Source organism: Enterococcus sp. AZ194, assembly GCF_051713825.1.
Classification (GTDB): Bacteria; Bacillota; Bacilli; order Lactobacillales; family Enterococcaceae; genus Enterococcus_K.
Genome location: NZ_JBIOQR010000001.1, coordinates 1,909,936 through 1,935,280, shown reverse-complemented (window position 1 = coordinate 1,935,280; position 25,345 = coordinate 1,909,936). Strand labels below are relative to the sequence as shown.

Below are 25,345 nucleotides of genomic sequence, written 5' to 3'. Positions count from 1 at the left end.
TGTGTTTATAATTTGGGGCGGTGAATATTTAATGAAAGATAGAGAATCTGTTATGCTTCCTATCAATGAAACATGTACCTTTCAATGTTTTAATTATGAAGCTTTTTTATATAATGTTTTATCGAATTATGAAGAGAATAATCCTGTTTTATTTGAAAATTATTATGGGGTTCAAATTAGTAAAGATTGGAATAACGAGTCTTATCATTTAAGTACAGTCTTACCCTCTATAGATAAATTGGAAGCTTTGGAAGTAAATAAAATACAGAGAGGGAGTTTGAACAGGTTTGGCAATAATATAATAGATATTGTTATAGGTATGATTGAAGATGGATTTTATCTATCATGTTATTTAAATGAGTTCTATCTACCAAAGTTTAGTGCCTTTCAAGAATACTTTTTTTGGCATGATAGTCTTATTTTCGGGTTTAACAGAAATAAGGAAGTATTTCTAGCATATAATTATTTGGAAGATGGCTATTTAGGAAAAGTAGAAATTCGTTTCCAAGATTTTCTTTACGCAACGGATACATTGAATAAAGATATTTTTAAGACAGATGATTTTTATTTTTTCAAACCTAAAAAAAACGAACGAGAAATTGATTTAGAAGTGCTAATAAAAAATTTCCAAGATTTTATTGATGGGACACCTATCGATTTTAAAAAAAGAAAAAAACTTTGCTTCGGTTCTGAGACTTATTCTGTGATTAGACAAGTTTATAATGAGATGGAAGGTAAGATAGACATGCGATTGCCATCAAAAATACATGAACATAAAAAACTACTTTTAGATATAGTAGATTATTTATTAGACAAAAAAATTATTGGTACCACTCAATTGTCGGAGCAAGTGAGTAATCTAACTATAAAATCAGAGATAATCCGGCGCCTTTCGTATAGGTATAATATGTCAGTTGAAAAAAATGATATTAATAGGAATTTACTTGATAAAATTGTGATTAAATTGGATGAATTAGTATTGTCAGAAAAAAAAATATTATTTATGTTAACTGAAGAATTGGAAAATTATGTATTTAAATCAAATTCATAATTAAGATATGTTTATTTTAATCGGTTATATCCAAAGCTACTATACATTATAGACATGTAATAATTGTAAATAGATTTCTTAAGCTTTACTATTTACAGGAAGATTTCACTAATCATCAACAGGAGGTCTCACCATGGAACACTTACAAATTAAACGAATCGACCAGTTCCCTGAGAAACTAATGGAGGCAGCAGAATGGTTTCATGACAAATGGGGCGTTCCTGTTGAAGCCTATACCGAGAGCATGGAAGCTTCTCTTGTGCAAGCGAACGTGATTCCTAAATGGTATATAGTATTAGACGAGTCAGAACAGATAATCGCTGGAGCAGGCGTGATTGAAAATGACTTCCATGATCGACCGGATTTAACACCCAACATTTGTGCGGTTTATGTGAGTGAAGAGAATCGTGGTCAGAGAATTTCTCAAGAGTTACTTTCCTTCATTTGTACGGATATGAACGAAAATGGTGTAAATACACTCTACCTCATAACGGATCATAAAGGATTATATGAAAAATATGGGTGGTCCTTTCTGACGATGGTTCACGATGAAGAAGGGCAGACTCAAATGTACACCATTGACTTATAGCTAAGGAAATCGTTTATCATCAATACGTTTCCTTAGATTAGGGTGATAAATCAGCTTTCTGCTAAAATCAGGAAGTTGATTTTTTTTAAAATAGCGCAAAAAAACCTTCCAATGTTTTTAAGTTGATGTAAAATGGAAATTGACAGAAAATTGGTTCAATAATTTTTGGCAAAACAAAATCAAGTAAAAGCTAGCATTTTCTGTTTTGTGCCTTAATTGTGCTTTTTTTACAGAAGAGTGAAAAACAATCGAAACATGCTGTAATCAATGAGAAGAGGGATACGGATGAAAAAATTTGAAAAATCGACCAAGTTAAACGGCGTCAGCTACGATGTGCGGGGGCCAGTATTAGAAGAAGCTGAGCGGATGCAGGAAGAGGGCGTCAGTATTCTGAAATTAAATACAGGGAATCCTGCGTTATTCGGTTTTGAAGCACCAAATGAAATTGTACGTGATTTGATTATGAACGTTCGTGAATCTGAAGGATATTCAGACTCTAAAGGTGTGTTTTCTGCGAGAAAGGCAATTGAACAGTATTGCCAATTAAAGAATTTTCCGAATGTTACGATTAATGATATTTATACGGGAAATGGGGTCAGCGAGCTCATTACGATGTGTATGCAAGGGTTATTAGACAATGGCGATGAAGTTCTTGTGCCTATGCCAGACTATCCTTTATGGACGGCGGCAGTTTCTTTAGCTGGTGGTAGCCCTGTTCACTATGTTTGTGATGAAGAGGCAGAGTGGTATCCAGATATAGCGGATATTAAGAGCAAAGTGACTAGTCGTACGAAGGCGATTGTAGTGATTAATCCCAATAACCCAACAGGGGCTTTATATCCAAAAGAATTATTGGAAGAAATTGTGGAAGTGGCTCGTCAAAATGATTTAATTATCTATTCGGATGAAATTTATGACCGTTTAGTTATGGATGGTTTGCAACATATCCCAATTGCAACTTTAGCGCCGGATCGTTTTGTGGTGACTTTAAATGGTCTATCAAAATCACATCGCGTAGCTGGGTTTAGAGTGGGCTGGATGGTCTTGAGTGGGGATAAATCAAGAGTAAAAGGGTATATTGAGGGCTTAAATATGTTGTCTTCTATGCGTCTTTGTTCTAACGTATTATCACAACAAATCATTCAAACAGCGTTAGGTGGTTACCAAAGTGTGGATAAGCTTCTCTTGCCTGGTGGGCGTGTTTATGAGCAGCGAGAATTCATTTACAATGCGATTAATGATATTCCTGGACTATCTGCGGTAAAACCTAAAGCAGCCTTTTATATTTTCCCTAAAATTGATACGAAACGTTTTAATATAAAAGATGATGAGCAGTTCGTTTTAGATTTCTTACATGAACATAATGTTTTATTAGTTCATGGGGGTGGGTTTAACTGGAATCAACCGGATCATTTCCGAATTGTTTATCTGCCAAAATTGGAAGACTTAAAACTGACAACAGATAAGATGCGCGAGTTTTTAGCAACTTATAAACAAAAATAATCGGCCAAAATAAAAATAACAACTAACCAGGCTTTGGTTGAACAACAATGTGATGTCGTTTGCCTATCAAAAAGGTTAGTTGTTATTTTTTTATTTTGTGCGGCATACTTTTTTACTAACAATCATACGATTAGTATATTTAGCAACCATCTCAGCTGTCGGGTTATGTACGTGAATCAAAAATGAGTACTCATATTCTTTCTCAATGATTCCTTCATACTCGTTGTCTTCCCAAACAAAATGGATTATTTCTTGATTGTTCATTAGATTCACCTCGAAATGATTAATGAAAGGCCTTTAAAACGTTGAGAAATAATGGTTCTTTCTTGAAGTTTATTATCTGATAAAGTAGAATACATTCATAATGCGAATTCGCATATTTGATGAAATGAGGGGAATTTATGGAAGGGTATTTAGACACCTTTGGCAATGTATTGAAAGCTATCCGAAAAGAACGGAAACTCACACAAAAGATGCTCTCACAAGATATTTGCTCTCAAAGTGTGCTAAGTCGAATAGAAAATGGGGAAGAATTACCGAATGTCTTAGTGATGCAACAACTTTGCCAACGTCTTGGGGTAACGATGGATCAAGTAATGGTCTATAATTCTGTGAATGTCAAAGAAACGGATATCCTGTTAGAATCAATGGCTTATCACTTTGGGAAAAAAGAGTACGAAAAACTAGATGAATTATTACAAAGACCAGGCTTAATTAACCAGCTGTATTTGGATACAGACATTCAACTTTATTTTTATTATGCAGGAAGCTGCGAGTTCTTTTTACATGGTAATTGCGAGAAAGCACTTTCTTTGTTAAAACAGGGCCTGTCTTATACCTTCAAACTAGATAAAATGCATGTCTCAAAAGAAGAAGTCCAATTGATTAGCTGTATCGGCAAAGTTTATGGGGATATGGGCAATCTTGAAGAAGCAGAACAATATTTGAAAAAGAGTATTTACCTGTTTTATCGTTTACCAAATCAACGCGGGAGTGCAGAGCTTACAAAAATTTTTTATAACTATGCCAGCTTTTTATATCAAAAAGAACAATATACACTGGCTAACGAGCAGATTGATTGTGGCATTCATCTGGCTAGACAAAAAAATAGTTTTTATTATTTGGAAGAGTTATTTCTGCTAAAAAGTCGTGTACTGCATCAGCGAAAAGAAGAACAAGAAGCCCTAACTTATCAACAATTATCTGCTGAAGTTAAAAGAATTGCTAATTTTGGTTAAAATGGTCTACACCATTCTTGACTTATTTGGAAAATAAGAGTAGTTTAAAAGTAGAAAAATTGAAGGAGCGAGTAGAATGAAAACATTTATCTATGCAGACAAATTCTTTATGAAGTCCGGTGTGAAGGGTCCAGGGTATTTGGAAATTACAGATGGCTTGTTTGGGGACTATGTAACGCAATTGCCTAAAGAAGAAGTTCATGTGATTGATCAAAAAGGACAATGGATTGCACCAGGATTAGTCGATACGCATATTCATGGTTTCATGAATCATGATGTGATGGATAATGATGCACAGGGGATTCATGTGATGTCAGAAGGTTTATTATCTTGTGGAGTAACTTCATTTTTACCGACAACTTTAACTTCTACTAAAGAACGCTTAAAAGATGTAGCTGAAACGATTGGCAAGATGTATACAGAGGTCAAAGGCGCAAAGATTCAAGGGATTTATTTTGAAGGACCTTTCTTTACAGAAGAACACAAAGGAGCGCAAAACCCAAGTTATTTTGGCGACCCTGATTTGACAACCTTCCACGAATGGCAAGAAGCATCTGGTGGATTAATTAAAAAAATCGCTTTAGCACCTGAACGTCATGGCGTGAAAGAATTTGTTAAACAAGTGACTGATGAAGGGGTAGTGGTGTCTTTAGGTCATAGTAGTGCAACATTAGAAGAAGCACAAGAAGCAGTTGAAGCTGGAGCAAGTGTCTTTGTACATGCCTTTAATGGAATGAGTGGTTTAAACCATCGCGAACCTGGTATGGTGGGTGCTTTGATGAGTTTACATCATGTTTTTTCAGAGTTGATTTGTGATGGTCATCATGTGCACAGAAATGCTGCGGAAATCCTAATGGAAAAAGCAGGACATGATCATATTGCTTTAATTACTGATTGTATGATGGCAGGTGGAATGCCTGATGGAGATTACAATTTGGGCGAATTTCCAGTAGTTGTGAAAGACGGAACTGCCCGCCTTGAAAGTGGCAACTTGGCTGGAAGTATTTTAAAATTAAAAGAAGCAATCAAAAATGTGGTTGATTGGGGAATTGCAACACCAGAACAAGCAATTATGATGGCAACGTTGGTTCCTGCTGTTAGCTGTAAAATTGATGATAAATGTGGTAGCCTTACTAAAGGCCGTGCCGCTGACTTTATCGTCTTAAATCCAGAAATGGAATTACAAGCCACTTATTTAGATGGCACAGAACGTTTCCGCGCGTAAAACGCGACTTAAAAAATTTGGTTGAAGCGTTTATTCGGATGCCAAGAGAGGTTGGGACATAACTTGTAAAGTTGTGTCCCAGCCTCCTTTTTTAAAAGAAGCTGGCGATACTTTTTTGACTAGCTTCATAAGCACGTAAAAGTTCTAGAAAGGTCAAGTTTTTGATTTGAAGATCTTCTTTTACAAGCGAGCGTGGTAGATAGTACGTTTGTTTTTGTTTTTCACCAATATAATCGCCGTCAATCGTTCGTGCAAGAAGCAGTCCTCCATCAGCGAGCCAACGTTCATATTCTTCGATTGATAGGGTGAGTGGTGAGTGAAGCATGTGTAAGCTTTGTTTGAGTGGCTGGTCTTGGGGTAGAAACACGAGCTCTTCCCATTCTTCAGGGCCCTGCGAGGTCAACCAACGAAGGAATTCTGCCAAAGACTCTTCTTTTCGTTCAATAAACATTAACAAACACCTACTTTACATTTGGAATGGTGATAGAAAAATCAATCGTACTATTGTTATCTAAGCCTTTTGCCTCTAAATCAACGGCAGCTGGGATTTTTTCTTTTCCCTCGTATACGGGGGTAACACGATAACGAACAGTTTCCCCTTTGTTTAATGCTTGACGGATTTTTAGCTCGTAAAAATTCATGTATGGGTCATTGACCGGATATTGGTATAAGGTTACAAGATTTTTAGGCTCATCGCCACTACCGCCAAATTGTTTAGCAATTAGATGGCCTCGCGAGTGATCATATTTAGGCCCTGAGATAAAGCCTGGAGGGCGAATATCACGATTGGCACTGGTTCCTGTGTTAATCATCTCCTTGGTTAACAATGCCTCAGCCCCTGTTGGACGGTTGTGTGAGTCAAGTGGGAGATACTCAATCCAACCTTCTTCTTTTTTCAGCTCAGAAGCGGTAAAACTAGCGGAACCATTATCGGTTACTCCGGGATTGTTTAAAACGGGTGCAAGGTCTGCTTCTGTGGGGAGGCCACGCTCTTTTTTAGTATCTGTTGAAGATATAGTCGTGGGTGTGCTCGTAAATTTGTCTATGTTTAGACCAAAGACACCGGATAATAAAACGACGATAATGGCGATGATAGATGTAACGGCTTTTTTCTGCGGTTGTTTGTTCATAAGTCACCTCGATATTTTTCTACTACTTAGTATACGCAAAAAAAGTTTTACTTCAAGAGATAATCAATGGGTGTGGAAGGAACGCCATCTACTCTCCGATCTCATCAATCTCTAAAGGTGAGACACCTTAAGAATTGAAGGACTGCGTTCCGCTCTCAACAACTTCTACGCATGGGACATGCTAGAGTTGAAGGTCTACTCTCCGATCTCATCAATCTCTAAAGGTGAGACACCTTAAGAATTGAAGGACTGCGTTCCGCTCTCAACAACTTCTACGCATGGGACATGCTAGAGTTGAAGGTCTACTCTCCGATCTCATCAATCTCTAAAGGTGAGACACCTTAAGAATTGAAGGACTGCGTTCCGCTCTCAACAACTTCTACGCATGAGACATGCTAGAGTTGTAGGTTTTATTTTTCGGAAGTAGACACTTCTATCCCAACCTCTCATTTTATTGTGGTAAACTACTTATGAGAAGGAGGGTGTATTTGTAATGGCTTATATAGATGTAATTAATGAATATAAACGATATCACATGGGAGACACGGTTATCGCCGCAAATGACGGGATTACCTTTGGCGTAGAAAAAGGGGAGGTTGCCGTGATTTTAGGTCCAAGTGGTGCTGGAAAGTCAACTGTGTTAAATATATTAGGTGGCATGGATAGTTGTGATGAAGGGCAGGTTATTATTGACGGAACTGATATTGCAAATTTTGATGCCAAAAAACTGACGACTTACCGCCGCAATGATGTTGGTTTTGTTTTTCAGTTTTATAACTTAGTCCCCAATTTGACCGCTAAAGAAAATGTCGAGTTGGCGTCCCAAATCGTTGCCGATGCACTTGATGCACAGAGTGTCTTAAACTCAGTGGGTTTAGGCAAACGGATGAATAATTTTCCTGCGCAGTTGTCAGGAGGAGAACAGCAACGAGTGACGATTGCTCGTGCGTTAGCCAAACAGCCCAAGCTTTTATTGTGCGACGAGCCAACAGGAGCACTTGATTATGAAACAGGGAAACAAATATTACAAATATTAGAAGATACTGCGCGTAAAACAGGGACGACAGTCATCATCATTACGCATAATTCACAGATTGCCCCAATGGCAGATCGTGTGATACGAATTAATGATGCTAAGGTTCGAAGTGTTGTTGTGAATGAACAGCCAACGCCGGTTTCAGAAATAGAATGGTAGGATGCGAAAATGATGAAAAAAACAGCCATGTGGAAAACTAGCATTCGTGAGATATGGCAGTCAAAAGCACGCTTCTTTTCTATCTTAGGAATTATTTTTTTAGGCGTTGCTTTTTTTGTTGGGATTGGAGCAACGGGTCCAGATATGATTGCCACTGGAGACCGTTATTTCAAAGAACATCGATTAGCAGACACGACACTCATTTCAACATTAGGAATCGTTGATAAAGATATTGAGCTGATTAGAGAGCAGCCGGAAGTGGCAGAAGTTATGCCTCAATATACTAAGGATGTCAATATTACCGAAAAAAATAGTGTGATTCGTTTTTTTGGCTTAAATTTGAAAAAACAAGGCGTCAACCAATACGTGGTTCAAAAAGGACGTCTTCCTGAAAAAAGTGGCGAAATTGCGCTAGATAGTCTGGCTCAAAGAAGGGGTAGCTATAAAGTTGGCGATACATTTACCTTAGAGGATAAAGATGATACTGAGGGCGCATTTAAGAAGGATAGCTACAAAATTGTTGGTTTTGTCAAGTCAGCGGAATATATCGAAAATGTCTCGAGAGGAAACACCAACGTCGGAACAGGCTTGATTGATTTTTTTGCGGTAATTCCTGAAGAGGATCTATCCTTAAGCACCTACAGTCGGGTCTTGATTCGCTATGAAAATACGGAAAAGATGACCGCCTACTCGAAAGAATATGATGCGTTAGTTAAGAAAAATGAGACGATTTTAAACAAGCAGTTGAAGAATAGACCTGAAGAACGCTTGAAGGAAGTTCAAATTGAAACAAAAACCGAAATTGAAAAGGCTCAAAAGCAGATTGATGAGGGCGAAAAAGTATTAGCAGACGGGCAAAAAAAGTTAGCTGATTCTAAATCAGAGCTAGAAAATGGTAAGAAAAAGTTGTCTGATTCTCAAAAGGAATTAAACAGTAAAATTTCTTCAGGTCAAGAAGAGCTGAAGAAAAACCAAGCGACTCTTGAGGCAAGTCAAGAGTCGTTGAAGCAACAAGAAGAAACACTAAAACAAAAAAAAGCAGAACTTTCAGCCGCTGAGCCTAAAATAACAGAAGCCAAACAAAGCTTGAGTGGGTTAACCGCGCAGCAAGCAGATTTGCAAAGAAAGGCCGGACAGCTAGATAGCGCATTAGCGACGTATCAAGGAATCGAACAGATATTAAACCAAGTTAAGTCAGTAGCTGACGATGAGTTTACAGCAGCTCTTCAGCAAGTATTGGGCAGCCTATCAGGATTACTAACTCAAGTGGATGCTTCAACAGAATTAAAAGAGGCAGTAAGTCAGCTTTCGAAATCCCTGAATGAAGCGGACTTGGATCGAGTTCTTCAACAGGTTCAAGCAGATAAAGGGAAGTTGTTTGGACAACAACAAGAATTGTCAGCAGGACTCACCCAGCTGCAAGACACGATTACAATGATTAATCAACAAGTCGATGAGTATAACTCAGCGAAAACACAAATCTCTAACGGTGAGCTTCAACTGCAAATAGCGCAGTTGAAGCTTGATAATGGACAAGATAAGCTAATGGCTGCCCAAAAAGAACTAACTGCTGCAAAAGCTGAGGGGCAAACACAGATTGATGCCGCTCAAAAAAAGTTAGATGAAGGGCAAAAAAACTATGATCAAGGGGTAAAGACTTTTGAGAAAGAAAAGAAAGAGAATCAGCCAAAATTAGAGGATGCAAAAAAGAAAGTCAAAGACGCGCAAAAACGCGTGGCGGATTTAAAGCCAGCTGAACTTCTTTTCACGCAGCGAAGCGATAACCCCGGGTACCAAGAATATGAAGAAAATGCGAACCGAATCTCTTCTTTAGCTACGGTTTTCCCAATTATTTTCTTTTTAATTGCGGCTTTAGTTAGTTTGACAACCATGACACGAATGGTAGAAGAGAAACGAAATGAGATTGGTACATTTAAAGCCTTAGGGTATAAAAATGGCGAAATAGCGCAGAAGTTTCTATTGTATTCATTTTCAGCAGGACTGACGGGTGCAATTGCTGGTCTAGCCTTAGGATTCTATTTGTTCCCATCAATTATCTTTAGTGCGTATGGTCAAATGTACAACTTGGACGGTTTTAGAACGCCTTGGTACTGGTCCTATTCATTGATTGCGATTGCTGTTGCATTGATTTGTACAGTTGGAACAGCTGTTTTGGTTGTTCGGATTGATTTATTCAGTACACCAGCCAAACTGTTACGACCAAAAGCACCGAAAGCTGGTCAACGAATTTTTATGGAACGAATCACTCCTCTATGGAAACGACTTAGCTTTATTCAAAAAGTGACGATGCGTAACCTATTTCGTTATAAACAACGGATGTTGATGACGATATTGGGGATTGCGGGCTGTATGTCCATGATTATTACCGGCTTTGGCATTCGAGATTCTGTCTCAGATGTCGTAAATGTTCAGTTTAATAAGCTGTGGCATTATCAAGCGATTGTCACATTTGATGAAGAAGCAACCTCTGAACAGACCAAAGACTATGAGGAAGCCGTCGAGAAGTTAAGTGGTTTTAAAGACAATTTGCGATTAAGTACGGATACTTTAACCCTTTCTGAATCTGGCAAAACAAGCCAAGACGTGAATGTTTATGTCCCTGAAACACCGAAAGATATTGATCGATTTGTTTTGTTTAATAATCGAAAAACAGGAGAAAAATATTCCTTAACAGATGAGGGAGTCATTATTAATGAGAAACTTTCTAAGCTTTTTGACTTGAAGGTTGGCGATACGATTGAATTAGCCAATAGTGATAAGAAAAAATTTCGAATGAAAATCTCAGCAATTGCCGAAAACTACACAGGTCATTTTGCTTATATGACACCATTATTTTACGAAAAGGTCTTTAAAAAGAGTCCTACGTATAATTCAGATATCTTATTATTTACCAAGGATTTAAGTAAAACGACGGAAAACGCGATGGCACAAGAGCTAATGGAGAATCCGAAAGTCATTAATGTGACCTTCCTGACGCAATCAATTAACGCATTGGATGAAACGATTGGCAGCTTGAATATTGTTATTTGGGTCTTGATTATTTCTGCTGGTATGCTGGCGTTCATTGTTTTGTATAACCTGACGAACATCAATATTTCTGAGCGAATTCGAGAGCTATCGACGATAAAAGTTTTGGGTTTTTATGACAAAGAGTTAATTATGTATGTGTATCGAGAAAACATTATCTTAACTGCTTTGGGTATATTTGTTGGGTTGTTCCTAGGAAAATGGGAGCATGGCTACATTTTACAAACGGTTGAGGTCGATATGGTCATGTTTTCACCAGAAATTCATTGGCTGAGTTATGTTTACTCGAGTTTGATTACGATTTTATTTACGTTTATTGTGGGTGTCGTGATGTATTACAAATTAAAAAAAGTTGATATGATTGAAGCGCTAAAATCGAATGAGTAGCTCGTTATTTAAAAAAGGCTCTTTTGATTATCTTTTGACTTATCCCCGATTTTCCTAGGTTTTTTATCAGATTATTGATAAAATAGAACTAAGAGAGGAGGGGATAAAAAAATGGCTGGAATTCCTTTAGAGACGATTTATTGGTACACATTAATTGGTAGTGCAATCATTGCCTTACTATTGGTTATTTTTGGTGACATCTTTGATTTTGATGGGCCGATTGATCCGATGCTAGTTGTTCCGTGGTTTGCGTTTACCAGTTTGTTTGGGTATTTGGGCGAGAAGCTGACAAATAGTAACGAGGTCTTGATTTTTGCAGTAAGTGTGATTTTGGCATCTGGGTTAGTCTTTCTTTTGAATTTTTATGTATTACTTCCATTAAGAAATGCCGAAGCGACCATCTCAACTTCAGAAAAAGAGATAGAAGGTCGAGTGGCGACAGTTGTGACAACGATTCCTGTACAAGGAATGGGTGAGATTCAATTAAAAAGTGTTACCGGTTCTATCAACCGACCTGCAGCCTTTTATGAAGCACAGCTAGAAGATGTAGCTCAAGGTTCAAGTGTATTAGTAATCGAAGTCAAAGATCGAGTTTGTTATGTTGTCCCCTACAAAGAAGCACTGAAACTATAAAATGAAGAGGAGAGTCAAGAAATGGAGATACCTGTAATTGTTATCCCGATTGCGATTGTGGCATTTATTTTACTGATGTTATTAATCGTCTTTGTGTCAAAGTATCAAACCGCGAAACCTGATGAAGCATTGATTATCAGCGGAAGTTATTTGGGTTCAAAGAATGTTCACTCAGATGAAAGTAAGAATAAAATCAAAATCGTTCGCGGAGGCGGGGCGTTTGTCTTACCTGTGTTCCAACGTTCGAATCGAATCAGTTTGTTATCAAGTAAGCTGGATGTTTCTACGCCTGAGGTTTATACAGAACAAGGGGTTCCTGTGATGTGTGATGGCACGTCAATCATAAAAATTGGCTCCTCTGTAGAAGAAATTGCTACGGCAGCGGAACAATTTTTAGGAAAAACGCGCGAAGAGCTTGAAAATGAAGCGCGTGAAGTTTTGGAAGGACATCTTCGTTCAATTTTAGGATCAATGACTGTAGAAGAAATCTATCAAAATCGTGATAAATTTAGTCAAAGTGTCCAAGAAGTTGCCTCTGTTGATTTAGCTAAAATGGGCTTAATCATCGTTTCATTTACCATTAAAGAAGTAAGAGATAAAAACGGCTACCTCGATTCATTAGGGAAACCAAGAATTGCTCAGGTTAAGCGCGATGCGAATATTGCGGAAGCTGAAGCCTTAAAAGAAACACGAATCAAAAAAGCACAAGCAGAAAAAGAATCTCAAAAGGCTGAATTAGAGCGTCAAACGGAAATTGCTGAGTCAGTCAAAGAAAAAGAATTAAAATTAGCGACTTATAAAGAAGAACAAGATATTGCCAAAGCGAAAGCAGACCAAGCTTACAATTTGGAAACGGCTCGTGCACAACAAGAAGTAATCGCTCAAGAGATGGAAGTTAAAGTCATCGAGCGTCAAAAACAAATTGAGTTAGAAGAAAAAGAAATTATTCGTCGCGAGAAACAATACGATTCTGAAGTGAAGAAAAAAGCGGATGCGGATCGTTACGCAAAAGAGCAAGAAGCACAAGCACAAAAAGCCAAAGAATTAGCGGAAGCCGAAGCAGATCGTTTCCGAGTAGAATCATTAGCCGAAGCGGAAGCTAGCAAAACACGTTTAGCTGGGCAGGCCGAGGCGGAAGCTATCTTGGCTCGAGGGGCGGCTGAAGCCGAAGCCAAACAAAAAATTGCAGATGCCTTTAAAGAATATGGTGAAGCAGCTGTTCTTAGCATGGTCATCGAGATGTTGCCTCAGTTAATGAAGGAAGCAGCCCAACCATTAGGAAATATCGACAAAATTTCTGTGGTAGATACTGGCTCTGGTGGCGAAAATGCAGGAGCTAACCGAATCTCCAATTATGCTACAAATTTATTAGCTAGCACACAAGAAACCTTAAAAGAAACGACTGGCTTAGATGTCAAAGAGCTAATCGAGAACTTTTCAAAAAAAGGGACAAATAGTTCGGTGAATCTCTATGAAACATCAACAAAAGACGAAGAATAAGTTGGCAGTCTAAACAACCTTATTTAAGGTAAAAACTAAAAAACATCCTCAAAAGCTATCAACTGATAACTTTGGAGGATGTTTTTGAACTAAAGAAAGTATATCGGCTTAGGATACTAGAAAGTTTTTTCGTAATAAGCTTTCTAGCACCTTTCATGTGACCAAAGTAGTAAGGCCACATCCATGATTTCTTCTATCAAAAAATTCGCAGTCTGGTCACAAGCAGTTGGCCAGTTCTACTTTGTTAGTCCCGCTGGCGTGCGCCATATCTCCAGTTCTTTTCTTAATTCGCATTGTCGCACACGGCTGCAAAGGAGGATTATGTTTATTACGCAAAGATAGAAAAATTTTTACCATCCCATTTAATAGTAATAATATCGACATTTTTGATTTTAGGTTTTTTTCGCAACATTTCTCTTGAAAACAAATACAGCAATGTTTTAATAGTAAAAGCATGGGTAACAATCAGGATGTTTGGATTATCCAAGTGAATGAAATCATCAACTGTATCTTTAAGAAAACTTTCTAATCTATCCGTAATCATATGAAACGGTTCAACCATACCTGTTGTGTCGGATTTATAAATAATCTCCTGAACTTCCGGCAGACGGAAATTAAGTTCTGAAAAATCATTTTCGATCTCTAATTCATTCATCATACTGGAAATAAACTTAGTATTATTTTCTGCTTCCCAACAGCCCAAACACCACTCACGGAGCCTTTCATCAGTAACAACTTGCAGTTCATTTTGGCCCTGTGCAGTTAATATGGTTTTTCCAGTTTGTAAAGCTCTGGATGTATCACTGGAAAATGCAGCCGAGAATTGGACATTTTTCAGTTGCAGTCCTAGTTGTGAGGCGGATTGGATTCCTCTTTCAGTTAATGGGGAATCTGCCCAACCTTGTGCTTTATGTAAATGGTTAAGTAATGTTTCTCCATGTCGAGTAATATAGAAAGTAACTGTTGAATTCATGTTTTATCCTCCAAAACAATCCTATGTAACCGCTTTATCTTATCGGTAATAGTCGGACCAATAAATTACTAACATTGTAACAGAACCACCTACCCAAAACAACGTTAAAGTAATTTGAACTTACCCCAAATTTTGAGAAGAAATGTTTAAATAAATGCAAGTGGCTTGGCTTATGCACCTGTAGAAAGCGTGAATAAGCCGCTATAGGGGACTTATATTCTTTTAGGTGGTATAAACAGAACTTTAACGCCGTTCTATGTATTGACACAGAAGACCCAACTTTTTGGTAGCAACAAATTACAGGGAATAGCCAGTATTTCTTTTAAAATAGAGTAACAGATTCCAAAGAGGAGGCCATACAAATTTGTCGCCTCTTTCATTCTGTCTAGTGTTTTAGTATAATAGTCCAGTCAAATAGGAAAGGGGGATTTTATGCGTATTGGACTTCGAACTATCAAAACGAGTGTCAGTGCCGCGGTAGCAATGATTTTGGCGAATGCCTTACAGTTATTATATGCGCCTTCAGCGGGAATCATTGCTGTATTAAGTGTCACAAATTCAAAAAAATCCTCTTTACAGACGGGGATTTATCGCTTATTGTCATTGACGTTGGCGACGGTTTTAGCTTTTATCTGTTTCTCTTTGTTAGGTTATCAAGCGATTGCGTTCGGTGTCTTTCTACTGTTATTTATTCCTCTTGCGGTCTCATTTGGGCTGTCTGATGGAATTGTTGTGAGTTCCGTATTAGTCACACATTATTTAGTAGAAGGTTCAATGCATTGGTCATTGATTGTTAATGAATACTTATTGATGATCATTGGTGTGGGTCTGGCTTTGTTAGCTAATTTGTACATGCCTAATTCTGAAAATCGTTTGAAAGAAGATCAGCTAGTCATCGAAACGATGTTTAAAAAATTGCTGGCGGAAATGGCTTTGTATTTGAATCAAGAAGTAACAGAACAAAAACTTTTAGAAAATTGTCAAGGTCTGTTTGCTTTCATTAGAGAAGGACAGCTGCGTGCGCAAACCTATCAAGAGAACCAATGGGTGGTTCGTAATGTCTACTATGGGTCGTATTTTGCGATGCGTCGGACACAGATTAGTGTCTTGAACGATATGATTGAAAGTTTGGATAGAATTGAGTTGTTTGGTATTCAAGTGGAGAAAATGGTGGCTTTACTCGAATACACTTCAGAGACTTTTGCTGAAGAAAATGATGGACAAGAGCTACTGGAGAGGATTTTTGAAGTGTATGAAGAGTATCGGGAAATGCCTCTTCCAGAAAGTCGCGAAGAATTTGAGAATCGGGCAGAACTCTTCCAGTTTTTGCAGTCTTTTAAAAGCTTTATCGAAATTAAAGCAGAATTTGCTCAAAAGCTGCCAAATGGAAATGTCTAATTACAGGATAGGTTATCTGTTTTGACAATAAAAGCAGTAACTATGAAAGAATTGAAGGCTTCGTTTTGTAGGAAGTCCTATTCATAAGATACATAAAAGAGGTTGGAACAGAAGTGTTTAACTCCGAGAACCGGGTAGGTACTGTGCAACATCAACTCATACTTCGTTGTGTTTTACAGCAATAAGAACCTTCAACTCTAGCATGTCTCATGCGTAGAAGTTGTTGAGAGCGGAACGCAGTCCTTCAATTCTTAAGGTGTTTCACCTTTAGAAATTGATGAGATCGGAGTGTAGATGGAATTCACGGAAATGACAAGAAACACGAAAGCCTTTCTTTCGATGTTGATTGATTCCTACGTGGTGCTCTTCAAATTTTTGTGACCAGGTAGGTACTGTTCTACATCTATTTACTTTGTAAATAGTGTTTCACAGCAATTTCAGCTTATTTTTCGAACCTTCAACTCTAGCATGTCTCATGCGTAGAAGTTGTTGAGAGCGGAACGCAGTGAAGATGGAGTTGCTTCTGTACCCACCGTTTATTCGGGAAATAAGAGCATGGGACATAACTTTTTGAGTTATGATATGCTACCCCTATACAGGACACTGAAACATAATAAGTCCAGTATGGGGGTATTTATTATGACTAAAAGATTGATGAAGCTAAAAGTAGAAGAGCGTGTGAAACTAGTAGAAAGCTGTCTAAACAATGAACTAAGTCTTTCAGAGGCAGCGAGAGAAGGAAATGTTTCTTTGCCTACCATTGTCAGATGGTTGAGACTTTATGAAAATGATGGAGGAACAGCCCTATTGACTGCGCCCAAGAATAGGCACTATTCAGTAGCGTTAAAATTATCCGCCACCATAGATTATCTCAATGGAAAAGGAAGTTACGAGGAATTAGCCAAAACATACAAACTTAGGAGTAGTAGCCAACTAAAAAAATGGGTACAGGTGTATAATACTCATGGAACCTTCAAATCAGAAAGTGGTGGAAGTTACATGAGAAAAGCAAGAGAAACCTCGACAGAAGAACGTTTAACCATCGTCTTAGACTGTCTAACACAAAACAAAAATTATGGTGCAATGGCTTTGAAATACCAAGTTTCTTATCAACAAGTGAGAAATTGGGTCAAAAGATATGAGGAGAAAGGTGCTGCTGGATTAGAAGATCGCAGAGGTCGCCGGATTGGCACACAACCTAGTCGAACACCGGAAGAAGAATTACGAAACCGTCTCGCACAATCAGAAAGTAAAAACCGACAACTTCAAATGGAAAATGACTTGTTAAAAAAAGTAAGAGAATTAGAAAGGAAGTGGGAATAAGCTTTACCCGACACTTATTTGAGTATGAAGCTATCAAAAGCTTACACGAAGAGAAAAATTATCCAATTCAGCCAATGTGTCATTTCTTGCATGTTTCTCGTTCTGCCTACTATAAATGGTTGAAACATCCTGTAAGTCCCAGAGCCTATTTAAACACTGAGCTTGCCCAAGAAATCAGAAAAATATATGACGAACACCCTGACATGGGCTATCGTAGACTAGATGATGAAATTAGTACACGCTATCACCACAAGTTCAACGATAAAAGAATCTTGAGAATTTGCCGAGCTTTAGGGATTCAATCGACGATTAAACATTGGGCGAACAGTATCACACGTAGAGGTAAGAGACCTTACCACACGGCAAAAAATGAGTTAAACCGGGATTTTCATGCCGACAAACCAAATGAAAAATGGTTGACTGATGTTTCTGAATTTAAGTATTACGTTGGTATGGACATACACAAAGTCTATCTTAGCGCTATTCTTGATTTGTATGATCGTCGCATCGTGTCCTTCGTTATTAGTGACCGTAACGATAATCCGTTGGTCATGAACACTTTTGATCAGGCAATTGCACTAGAACCTCATGCGCATCCTTTGATGCACAGTGACCGCGGCTTTCAGTACACTAGCCAACAATTTTGTGTACGTTTAAAAAATACAGGAATGAAGCAGAGTATGTCTCGCGTAGCCCATTGTATCGACAACGGACCAATGGAAGGATTCTGGGGCATGATTAAACGAGAAAAGTATTACGGGCGGAAGTTCACCAACCGTGAAAGCCTAGTATCTATGATTTCTGATTATATAGATTACTACAACAACAGAAGATTACAACGTAAATTATCTGTTATGACACCAATGGCTTATCATCAACACTATCTGGAGGTGCGTCTCATAAGCGAAATGGGCTTCGTTTCACTTGTGAGACGGACAGGCAAGTTAAGCGGTAGCGCGACTAGTCTTAGAAATAGAAATCAAAAAAGTCTGCCAAAAAAATGACAGACAATTGATAAAAATTTTATTATTTTTCACTGTCCACTTGACGGGGAGCACACCATTACGTCCCATGCTCTTTTTGTTTGCAGCTGTCAAAGTCATGATAGCGTTTTGTTTTAGTTTGCTTGAGTCGCCCAAGCGTTTTGCATGGCATCTAATAGTTGAATCACATCAATAGTCAATGGTAGGGATGTGTTGGGTTTTGTCCCTTCAATAAAAGCAACCATGTTTTGAATTTCATAATTCATCGCTTCTTGTGTGTCACCTGATTCAATAAATTCTTTCGTCCCATCGTTATAAAGAATCTCAGCTTTATCCGCTCGTGGATACTCAGGAACGGTGATATAACCATTTTCAAAAGCAACGATCCCGGTTTTGGGCATTTTTGCTTGGAAGGTTAAAGTGACTGAGGCCATCTCATTTTTGTGGTTTCTTAGGATTGTCACAGATTGTTCATCAACACCTGTTTCAAAAGGAAGCACATTGGAAGCAATCACTTTTGGCTGAGCGTTTAAAAAGTAGCGAGCAAATGAGACAGCATAGGTGCCAATATCAAGTAACGCGCCACCTGCCAGATCAGGGTTAAAGAAACGGTTTTTTGGATCAGGTTCTTTATAACTGCCAAAAGGTGCCTGAACCATTTTTAATTTGCCTAGTTTGCCAGAATCAGCCAATTTACGAAGTTGGTGATACAAGGGCATATTAAAAATAGTCATAGCTTCAGCTAAAATGAGGTCTTTTTGTTCAGCTAGTTTGACTGCGCTGAGTAGTTCTGCTTGATTCATCGTGATGGCTTTTTCGCACAACACATGTTTGCCCGCTTCTAATGCTGGTAAAATATAGTCAATATGCTGACGGTTGGGCACAGCTATATAAATGATGTCAATCTCAGGATCGGCTAAAAGAGCAGTAAAACTTCCATAAGCCTTTGGAATTTGATATTGTTTCGCAAATTCATCTGCTTTTTCCTGTGTTCTTGAAGCAACAGCTAAAAGTTCACTGTCTGGATTTGAAAATGTTTGTGCAAACTGGTGAGCAATATCGCCTAAGCCCACAATTCCCCAATGATAAGTTTTCAAAATAATCGGCTCCTTTAAAGATAGATTTTTTACAATACACATAAAATCTACATGTAATGTACACGTTTAGTATAGCAGAAAAGAAAATTTTTTTAAAAAAAAGGAAAATAAGATGAAAAAAGATGATTTTTAACCTATTTTTAAGTAAAATACTTTAGGAGGGTGAAGAGAATGCATCGCGTATATATTGATATTATTATTAGTGCAATTATTGAACAATATGGAACAGAAGCTTATTTTTATAAAGAACAACTGCAAATTGAAGAAGAGTATTGGGAAGCCTGGAAAAGAGGGCAACGAACCTTTTCTTCAGAATTGATGCAAAAAGTCAAAAATCTGTTTAGTGATTACGAATGGATGTTGATGAATAAAGTCCTACGACAAACAGCCTTGTTTCCAGAAAAAAGAAATTTAGCTGTGTCAGAGTACAAACGACTAAAAACGAAGATAGCACAAAAGTGGTTACAGGCAAAAATCGGGGAGGTCGAGATGACTCCTTTTCAGACAGAGGTTCAAAAAGAGCGTGGGTTTATTAATTTGAAGGTTAGTATTCATTATGATGAATGGGGCTTTGACGATAGCGTAAGCTTCCGGCTACCGGCCAATATTCAGCAACAAATTGAAGGCTCGCCAATTGGACTATTAGAATGGGTTAATGAGAATTTAGAAGAAACTTATACGAAAGATCAAGAGAATTAACTTGAGAGGATACAACTCGTGAATGAGAATAAACAACTAGCAGCGGCAATCAGCTTCCTCGTGGTTTCATTAGTGATTTTTTTTAGTGTAACCAATCTAAATACTCAAGGGAAAACGACTGACTCGACTGCTACTATGCATCAATCAACGACCAACACAGATACCGCAGCCAAAACAAAAACAACGCCGTCGACTAGTGAAAAAAAAGTGGCATCAAAAACAAGTAGCAGTAATTCAGTAAAAAAAGCAAGTACAGCCACTTCGACAAAAGAAACGCAAGCAACCACAGAGGCATCGACTAAAAAGGCTACATCTAAAAAGGCAACCAGTGAGACATCAACTACAGAAACAACGGATAAAAAGGCAGACCTCCCGAAAGCTTCCAAAACGGATTGGAATCTTGTCCTTGTGGGGCCCAAGAATAAACTACCCTCAGAAATCAAAGACAGTCAATTAGTCTCGCTGTCTAATGGTTTTGAAGTTGATAAACGAATCGCCAAAGAATTTGCCGCCCTTGAAGACGCCGCTAAAAAAGCAGGTTATCCACTAGTAACTATTTCGGCCTTTCGTTCAGTAGCCTATCAAGAAGAAGTTTTTGCTGAAGGCGTCACACAAAATATGAGCAAGCTAGGTATCTCAGAAGAAGAAGCCAAAAAAGAAGCCAAAAAAACGATGACTGAACCAGGTTATAGTGAACATCATACAGGGCTTGCTTTAGATGTTGTGGATGAACAGTGGAATAAAAACTATGTTGGTGGGGTTTTAGATGAACGTTTTGGCGATCAGCCTGGCGCTAAGTGGTTAGCTGAAAATGCCTCTAAGTTTGGGTTTATTATTCGCTATCCAAAAAATCAAGAAAAGATTACCTCGATTACGTATGAACCTTGGCATATTCGGTATGTAGGTAAAGAAAATGCAGAATACATTAGCAAAAACCAATTGACATTAGAAGAGTATCTTGGCTTATTAAAATAAATTCATGTCACAAACTTAGGAGTTAGAACAATCAAACCTAAACAAATGATTCCCTCAGGAAAAACAATCACTGGCATTCTCGCTGTAGGTATCTTACTATTTGTTACTTTTCTCAGTCTTACTGGAGGGTTTGCTGAGAAAAAAACGACAGCTACAAGTGAAACCAAAGAAGAGCAGACAAAAGTAGCAACAACTGATACAGAGAACCCAAAAAGAGACCTCCCGAATGTTTCTGTTAAAGATTGGTCACTCGTCTTAGTTGGACCAGAAAACAAATTAACAAATGAAGTCAATGAAAACAATTTAGAAGCTTTAACGGACGGGCATCAAGTTGATAAGAGAATTGTCACAAGTTTTGAGGCCTTAGAAGAAGCGGCCCAAAAAGCGAAACATCCATTAGTCGTGATTTCGGCCTTTCGTTCGGTAGCGTATCAACAAACTGTTTTTGACCGAAACGTGACGAGTGAGATGTCAAAAGAAGGAATAAGTGAAGAGGAAGCAATTGCTGAAACCAAAAAGACGGTGACTGAACCAGGCTACAGCGAACATCATACAGGCTTAGCAGTCGATGTTGTCGACGAATCATGGTATAATAACTATCCAGATGAAGTGTTGGAAGAAGGCTTCGGTAAAGAGGCAGGTGCTAAATGGTTAGCCGAAAATGCACCCAAATATGGGTTTATTATTCGCTATCCTAAGGGAAAAGAAGCAATTACAAAGATTGATTATGAACCATGGCATTTAAGATATGTTGGGGAAGAAAGTGCAAAGTATATAACAGAACACCACTTAACACTGGAAGAATATCTTAAGTTGTTTTGAGAATAGGAGCAGTATGAGCGTACGAAAAAAATATAAAAAGAAAAAACAAACGCTAAGCTTTCCTAAGTTATTACTGGGATTGCTCTTGATTGGGGCGGCGTTTGTCTTTTCGATAAAGAGTTTAGCAGATCCATTACTAAAGAACGATACACCAGAAGCTTCTGAAAATGTGACGATGAGCCACGAAGAGTTTATTGACAAATTGGTACCTCATGCTCAAGTCTTACAAGAGGGATATGGTGTTTTACCAAGTATTATATTAGCTCAAGCCATTCTTGAGTCCAATTGGGGGCAAAGTTCCTTAGCGAGTCAATACAATAATTTGTTCGGAATGAAATCTTTTGGTAATGAGAAAAAGGTTAATTTGGAAACAAAAGAATTTGTCAACGAGGAATGGATTGTCATTCAAGGAGACTTTAAAGTTTATGATTCGTGGGAGCAGTCAATGGATGACCATACCATGCTTTTTGTAAACGGGGTGACTTGGAATCCTCAACAATATGAAAAGGTTCTTTTGGCAAAGGATTATAAGCAAGCGGCAATTGCCTTACAAGAAGGTGGTTACGCAACAGACCCGACCTATGCCCACAAAGTCACAGAAGTTATCGAGACCTATAACTTAGATCAATATGATCGCCGTTAATTTTAGCCCATTTTTTTGAGAGGAGTAATGACGATGACAACAACAGATGGATTTGTTCCAGAAATTACGACTGAGTTAAGAAAAGATATTGTTCGTGTGCCAGAAGTGATCTCAAAAGCCAGTGGTATTCGTGTCTTTGGTAAGAAGATTCGTTCTATTATATTTACAACGGATATTGCGATTGTTTGTAACAATAATGCCAATGCGGTGATTGCTGTGTACCCATTTACCCCGCACCCAGCGATTACAAAAGGGATTATTGAATCGGCCAATATTCCGGTGTTTTCTGGAGTTGGTGGTGGCTTAACGCAAGGAGCTAGATCTGCTTACATGAGTATGTTTGCCGAAGCACAAGGCTCAATCGGTGTCGTGTTAAATGCACCAACACCGATTGAAACAGTTCGACAGGTCTGTGAAGTAGTGGATATTCCGGTGATTAGCACGGTAACGTCAATCTATACATTGATTGATGAAAAATTAGAAGCAGGTGTCTCAATCATTAACATTAGTGCAGGTAAAAAAACAGCTGAAACCGTCGCTTATTTTAGGGGGAAATATCCAGACTTACCTATTATTGCAACTGGTGGACCAACAGATGAAGGAATTTTAGCAACCATTGGAGCAGGGGCCAATGCAATCACTTATACGCCACCTAGTAATGGGCAGCTGTTCAGCAAAAAAATGGAAAAATATCGGGCCGAGGAACAAAAGGAAACCGAATAATTTTTCAGATTATCAAAAAAACATTAAGTTTTTTTAGAAAGCAAGGGCTTACACCTCTTGCTTTTTTTTGCAATTAAATAGATAATAGACATATCATTTTTTTAGAAGTTTCACTTATATATCGTCGAAATAAGGTCGACAGTCTCTACCCAATACCGTAAATATTGGACTATAAGTAAAAAAACGTGTTATTTGTGCACCTTTTTTGCTTACGCAAGAGAGGTTTTTTTGCTTAAATTAAGCAGAGATTGAACAAGTAAAGGATAAAAAAACATTCTTTATTTGAAGGGCTTTATGAGGCCGATAATTAAATTGATAGGAGAGAATGAAATGAAAGAGCTAGTGGAACGTATCAAGGAAGACGGACATATTTTGGGTGAAGGAGTTTTAAAGGTTGATAGTTTTGTTACCCATCAGGTGGATCCGATGTTGATGGAACAAATGGGACAGCGTTTTGCAGAAGTCTTTAAAGAGGCTGGTATCACAAAGGTTGTAACCATTGAAGCTTCAGGAATTGCCCCAGCAGTATTCGCAGCCAAAGAACTTAACGTTCCTATGATCTTTGCACGAAAAGCCAAAAGCTTAACGATGGATGAAGAGTTGTTAACATCGTCCGTGTACTCATTTACCAAACAAGTGACGAGTACAGTTTCTATTTCCAGAAAATTTTTATCCAAGGAAGATAAAGTTTTAATTATTGATGATTTCTTAGCAAATGGTCAAGCTGCAAAAGGGTTGATTGAGCTTTGCCAACAAGCGGGCGCTGAAGTTGAGGGGATTGGCATCATTATTGAAAAGTCATTCCAAGATGGCCGCAAATTAATCGAAGATATGGGGCTTAGAGTTGTATCATTAGCACGAATTGCTTCATTAACAAATGGACAAGTAGAATTTCTTGAGGAGGACGCATAGTTTGGAAAAGGAAACACAAAATGGTCGAGCGGCCGTATTAGGATTACAGCATTTATTAGCAATGTACGCAGGAGCAGTTGCCGTACCGTTACTTATTGGGACAGGTTTAAACTTTAATGAGCAACAAATGACGTATCTTATTTCCATCGACATTTTTATGTGTGGAATTGCAACATTACTACAACTAGCCGTTAACAAGTTTTTTGGGATTGGTTTACCAGTTGTATTAGGGTGTGCAATTCAAGCGGTGGCACCGTTAATCTTAATTGGAAATAATAGCGGCATTGGCGCAATTTACGGCTCAGTTATTGCATCAGGTATTTTTGTGGTCTTGATTGCAGGAGTCTTTTCGAAAATCAAAAAATTATTTCCTCCTTTAGTAACTGGAACCGTGATTACTGTCATTGGTTTGACGCTGATTCCAGTAGCGGTAGAAAAAATGGGTGGCGGCTTAAAAACGGATCCAGAATTTGGTTCTCCTACGAATCTATTATTAGCTTTTGTAACGATTGGTTTAATCATCGGGATTCAAATCTTTGCAAAAGGTTTTATTCGTTCAATTGCCGTTTTAATTGGTTTAGTAGGTGGAACAGCACTTGCTGCGGTCTTGGGTCAGGTTGATTTGGCTGCAATCGGTCATGCACCTGTATTCCATGTTCCTCAACCTTTCTATTTTGGAATGCCAACCTTTGATATTTGGTCAATTCTTTTAATGGTGATTATCTCGATTGTCAGCATGGTAGAATCAACGGGTGTTTATTTTGCATTGGGTGATATTACTGGGAAAAAAATTGGCGAGGACGACTTGAAACGTGGTTATCGTGCAGAAGGTCTAGCTGTTGTTTTAGGGGGGATTTTTAACACATTCCCTTATACAGGTTTCTCACAAAACGTTGGTTTGGTTCAACTCTCAGGTATTAAAACACGCAAACCGATTTATTTTACAGCCTTTTTCTTAATTGCCTTAGGTCTGTTTCCTAAAGTAGGAGCATTAGCACAAATTATTCCTGAATCTGTCTTAGGTGGCGGAATGCTTGTGATGTTTGGGATGGTTGCAGTCCAAGGAATGCGGATGCTTTCAAAAGTCGATTTCAACAACGATAAAAACTTGTTAATTATTGCTGTCTCTATCGGCTTTGGGCTTGGCTTTAACGTGCTGCCAGGTTTGTTTAGTCAAATGCCTGAAACCTTGCAAATGTTTACAGGTAACGGAATCGTGATGAGTAGTTTGACCGCGATTGTGCTGAATTTATTATTCAATGGTCTAAAATCAGAAGAAGAAATTTAAGTGATACAAT

At 38.2% G+C, this 25,345-nt stretch carries 24 protein-coding genes and 1 riboswitch; of the genes, 19 read left to right on the top strand and 5 right to left on the bottom strand.

Going from position 1 to position 25,345, the window contains the following annotated elements; translation table 11 throughout:
* Positions 1 to 31 precede the first annotated feature (31 nt).
* From IGI37_RS08960 to IGI37_RS08950, 3 genes are all read left to right on the top strand, one after another.
* A complete protein-coding gene (locus IGI37_RS08960) occupies positions 32 to 1,051 on the top strand; it encodes a hypothetical protein (RefSeq protein WP_438761298.1) in 1,020 nt (339 codons plus the stop codon).
* 133 nt (positions 1,052 to 1,184) lie between these two features.
* Positions 1,185 to 1,640 (top strand): GNAT family N-acetyltransferase, encoded by a 456-nt coding sequence (locus tag IGI37_RS08955; RefSeq protein ID WP_438761296.1) that lies wholly within the window; start codon positions 1,185 to 1,187, stop codon positions 1,638 to 1,640.
* A 285-nt stretch (positions 1,641 to 1,925) separates the two neighbouring features.
* On the top strand, positions 1,926 to 3,143 hold the full coding sequence (locus IGI37_RS08950) for a pyridoxal phosphate-dependent aminotransferase (protein WP_438761294.1): 1,218 nt from the start codon (positions 1,926 to 1,928) through the stop codon (positions 3,141 to 3,143).
* A gap of 90 nt (positions 3,144 to 3,233) precedes the next feature.
* Here IGI37_RS08950 and IGI37_RS08945 read toward each other — a convergent pair whose 3' ends face one another.
* The gene (locus IGI37_RS08945) at positions 3,234 to 3,407 is read right to left on the bottom strand and encodes a DUF2187 domain-containing protein (RefSeq protein ID WP_438761292.1); all 174 of its coding nucleotides are present in this window, start codon (positions 3,405 to 3,407) and stop codon (positions 3,234 to 3,236) included.
* 137 nt (positions 3,408 to 3,544) lie between these two features.
* Between IGI37_RS08945 and IGI37_RS08940 the strand changes: the two genes are divergently transcribed.
* Together IGI37_RS08940 and nagA are read left to right on the top strand one after the other, a co-directional pair.
* On the top strand, positions 3,545 to 4,381 hold the full coding sequence (locus tag IGI37_RS08940; RefSeq protein WP_438761290.1) for a helix-turn-helix domain-containing protein: 837 nt from the start codon (positions 3,545 to 3,547) through the stop codon (positions 4,379 to 4,381).
* A gap of 76 nt (positions 4,382 to 4,457) precedes the next feature.
* Positions 4,458 to 5,606: an N-acetylglucosamine-6-phosphate deacetylase gene (gene nagA, locus IGI37_RS08935; RefSeq protein ID WP_438761288.1), complete on the top strand. Its 1,149-nt coding sequence runs from the start codon at positions 4,458 to 4,460 to the stop codon at positions 5,604 to 5,606.
* 91 nt (positions 5,607 to 5,697) lie between these two features.
* Here the strand turns inward: nagA and IGI37_RS08930 are convergent, their stop codons facing one another.
* Together IGI37_RS08930 and IGI37_RS08925 are read right to left on the bottom strand one after the other, a co-directional pair.
* Complete coding sequence (locus IGI37_RS08930; RefSeq protein WP_438761286.1) at positions 5,698 to 6,057, bottom strand: hypothetical protein; 360 nt, start codon at positions 6,055 to 6,057, stop codon at positions 5,698 to 5,700.
* A gap of 10 nt (positions 6,058 to 6,067) precedes the next feature.
* A complete protein-coding gene (locus tag IGI37_RS08925; protein WP_438761284.1) occupies positions 6,068 to 6,736 on the bottom strand; it encodes a DNA/RNA non-specific endonuclease in 669 nt (222 codons plus the stop codon).
* Positions 6,737 to 7,229: 493 nt separating this feature from the next.
* On the opposite strand from IGI37_RS08925, the gene IGI37_RS08920 reads away from it, so the two are divergent.
* The 4 genes from IGI37_RS08920 (at position 7,230) to IGI37_RS08905 (ending at position 13,499) form a co-directional block, all read left to right on the top strand.
* The gene (locus IGI37_RS08920) at positions 7,230 to 7,931 is read left to right on the top strand and encodes an ABC transporter ATP-binding protein (RefSeq protein WP_438761282.1); all 702 of its coding nucleotides are present in this window, start codon (positions 7,230 to 7,232) and stop codon (positions 7,929 to 7,931) included.
* Between the two features lie 9 nt (positions 7,932 to 7,940).
* Positions 7,941 to 11,366 carry an FtsX-like permease family protein gene (locus IGI37_RS08915; RefSeq protein WP_438761280.1) on the top strand — a complete coding sequence of 1,142 codons (3,426 nt, stop codon included), beginning with the start codon at positions 7,941 to 7,943 and terminating at the stop codon, positions 11,364 to 11,366.
* Positions 11,367 to 11,477: 111 nt separating this feature from the next.
* Positions 11,478 to 11,999, top strand: a complete 522-nt coding sequence (locus IGI37_RS08910) for a hypothetical protein (RefSeq protein WP_438761278.1) — start codon at positions 11,478 to 11,480, stop codon at positions 11,997 to 11,999.
* 21 nt (positions 12,000 to 12,020) lie between these two features.
* On the top strand, positions 12,021 to 13,499 hold the full coding sequence (locus tag IGI37_RS08905) for a flotillin family protein (protein WP_438761276.1): 1,479 nt from the start codon (positions 12,021 to 12,023) through the stop codon (positions 13,497 to 13,499).
* Between the two features lie 328 nt (positions 13,500 to 13,827).
* Here the strand turns inward: IGI37_RS08905 and IGI37_RS08900 are convergent, their stop codons facing one another.
* Positions 13,828 to 14,472, bottom strand: coding sequence for a histidine phosphatase family protein (locus IGI37_RS08900; RefSeq protein WP_438761274.1), 645 nt, complete (start codon positions 14,470 to 14,472; stop codon positions 13,828 to 13,830).
* Between the two features lie 432 nt (positions 14,473 to 14,904).
* Here IGI37_RS08900 and IGI37_RS08895 point away from each other — a divergent pair, with 432 nt between their 5' ends.
* The 3 genes from IGI37_RS08895 (at position 14,905) to IGI37_RS08885 (ending at position 18,197) form a co-directional block, all read left to right on the top strand.
* Positions 14,905 to 15,870: an aromatic acid exporter family protein gene (locus tag IGI37_RS08895; RefSeq protein WP_438761272.1), complete on the top strand. Its 966-nt coding sequence runs from the start codon at positions 14,905 to 14,907 to the stop codon at positions 15,868 to 15,870.
* A 639-nt stretch (positions 15,871 to 16,509) separates the two neighbouring features.
* Positions 16,510 to 17,193 carry a helix-turn-helix domain-containing protein gene (locus tag IGI37_RS08890; protein ID WP_438759894.1) on the top strand — a complete coding sequence of 228 codons (684 nt, stop codon included), beginning with the start codon at positions 16,510 to 16,512 and terminating at the stop codon, positions 17,191 to 17,193.
* Positions 17,184 to 18,197, top strand: coding sequence for an IS3 family transposase (locus tag IGI37_RS08885; RefSeq protein ID WP_438761270.1), 1,014 nt, complete (start codon positions 17,184 to 17,186; stop codon positions 18,195 to 18,197). Before IGI37_RS08890 ends, IGI37_RS08885 begins: the two co-directional genes overlap by 10 nt.
* Positions 18,198 to 18,310: 113 nt before the next feature.
* Here the strand turns inward: IGI37_RS08885 and IGI37_RS08880 are convergent, their stop codons facing one another.
* A complete protein-coding gene (locus IGI37_RS08880) occupies positions 18,311 to 19,273 on the bottom strand; it encodes a Gfo/Idh/MocA family protein (RefSeq protein WP_438761268.1) in 963 nt (320 codons plus the stop codon).
* 171 nt (positions 19,274 to 19,444) lie between these two features.
* Between IGI37_RS08880 and IGI37_RS08875 the strand changes: the two genes are divergently transcribed.
* The 7 genes from IGI37_RS08875 (at position 19,445) to IGI37_RS08845 (ending at position 25,335) form a co-directional block, all read left to right on the top strand.
* On the top strand, positions 19,445 to 19,972 hold the full coding sequence (locus tag IGI37_RS08875; protein ID WP_438761266.1) for a hypothetical protein: 528 nt from the start codon (positions 19,445 to 19,447) through the stop codon (positions 19,970 to 19,972).
* 18 nt (positions 19,973 to 19,990) lie between these two features.
* Positions 19,991 to 20,947, top strand: a complete 957-nt coding sequence (locus tag IGI37_RS08870; RefSeq protein ID WP_438761264.1) for a M15 family metallopeptidase — start codon at positions 19,991 to 19,993, stop codon at positions 20,945 to 20,947.
* 45 nt (positions 20,948 to 20,992) lie between these two features.
* Positions 20,993 to 21,769 carry a M15 family metallopeptidase gene (locus IGI37_RS08865; protein WP_438761262.1) on the top strand — a complete coding sequence of 259 codons (777 nt, stop codon included), beginning with the start codon at positions 20,993 to 20,995 and terminating at the stop codon, positions 21,767 to 21,769.
* Positions 21,770 to 21,782: 13 nt separating this feature from the next.
* A complete protein-coding gene (locus tag IGI37_RS08860; RefSeq protein ID WP_438761260.1) occupies positions 21,783 to 22,412 on the top strand; it encodes a glycoside hydrolase family 73 protein in 630 nt (209 codons plus the stop codon).
* 33 nt (positions 22,413 to 22,445) lie between these two features.
* Positions 22,446 to 23,135 carry a hydrolase gene (locus IGI37_RS08855; RefSeq protein ID WP_438761258.1) on the top strand — a complete coding sequence of 230 codons (690 nt, stop codon included), beginning with the start codon at positions 22,446 to 22,448 and terminating at the stop codon, positions 23,133 to 23,135.
* 94 nt (positions 23,136 to 23,229) lie between these two features.
* Positions 23,230 to 23,327: riboswitch (purine riboswitch) on the top strand.
* A gap of 138 nt (positions 23,328 to 23,465) precedes the next feature.
* Entirely contained in the window at positions 23,466 to 24,047 is a 582-nt protein-coding gene (locus IGI37_RS08850) for a xanthine phosphoribosyltransferase (protein WP_438761257.1), read from the top strand.
* Position 24,048: 1 nt separating this feature from the next.
* Positions 24,049 to 25,335, top strand: a complete 1,287-nt coding sequence (locus IGI37_RS08845; RefSeq protein ID WP_438761255.1) for a nucleobase:cation symporter-2 family protein — start codon at positions 24,049 to 24,051, stop codon at positions 25,333 to 25,335.
* Positions 25,336 to 25,345 lie beyond the last annotated feature (10 nt).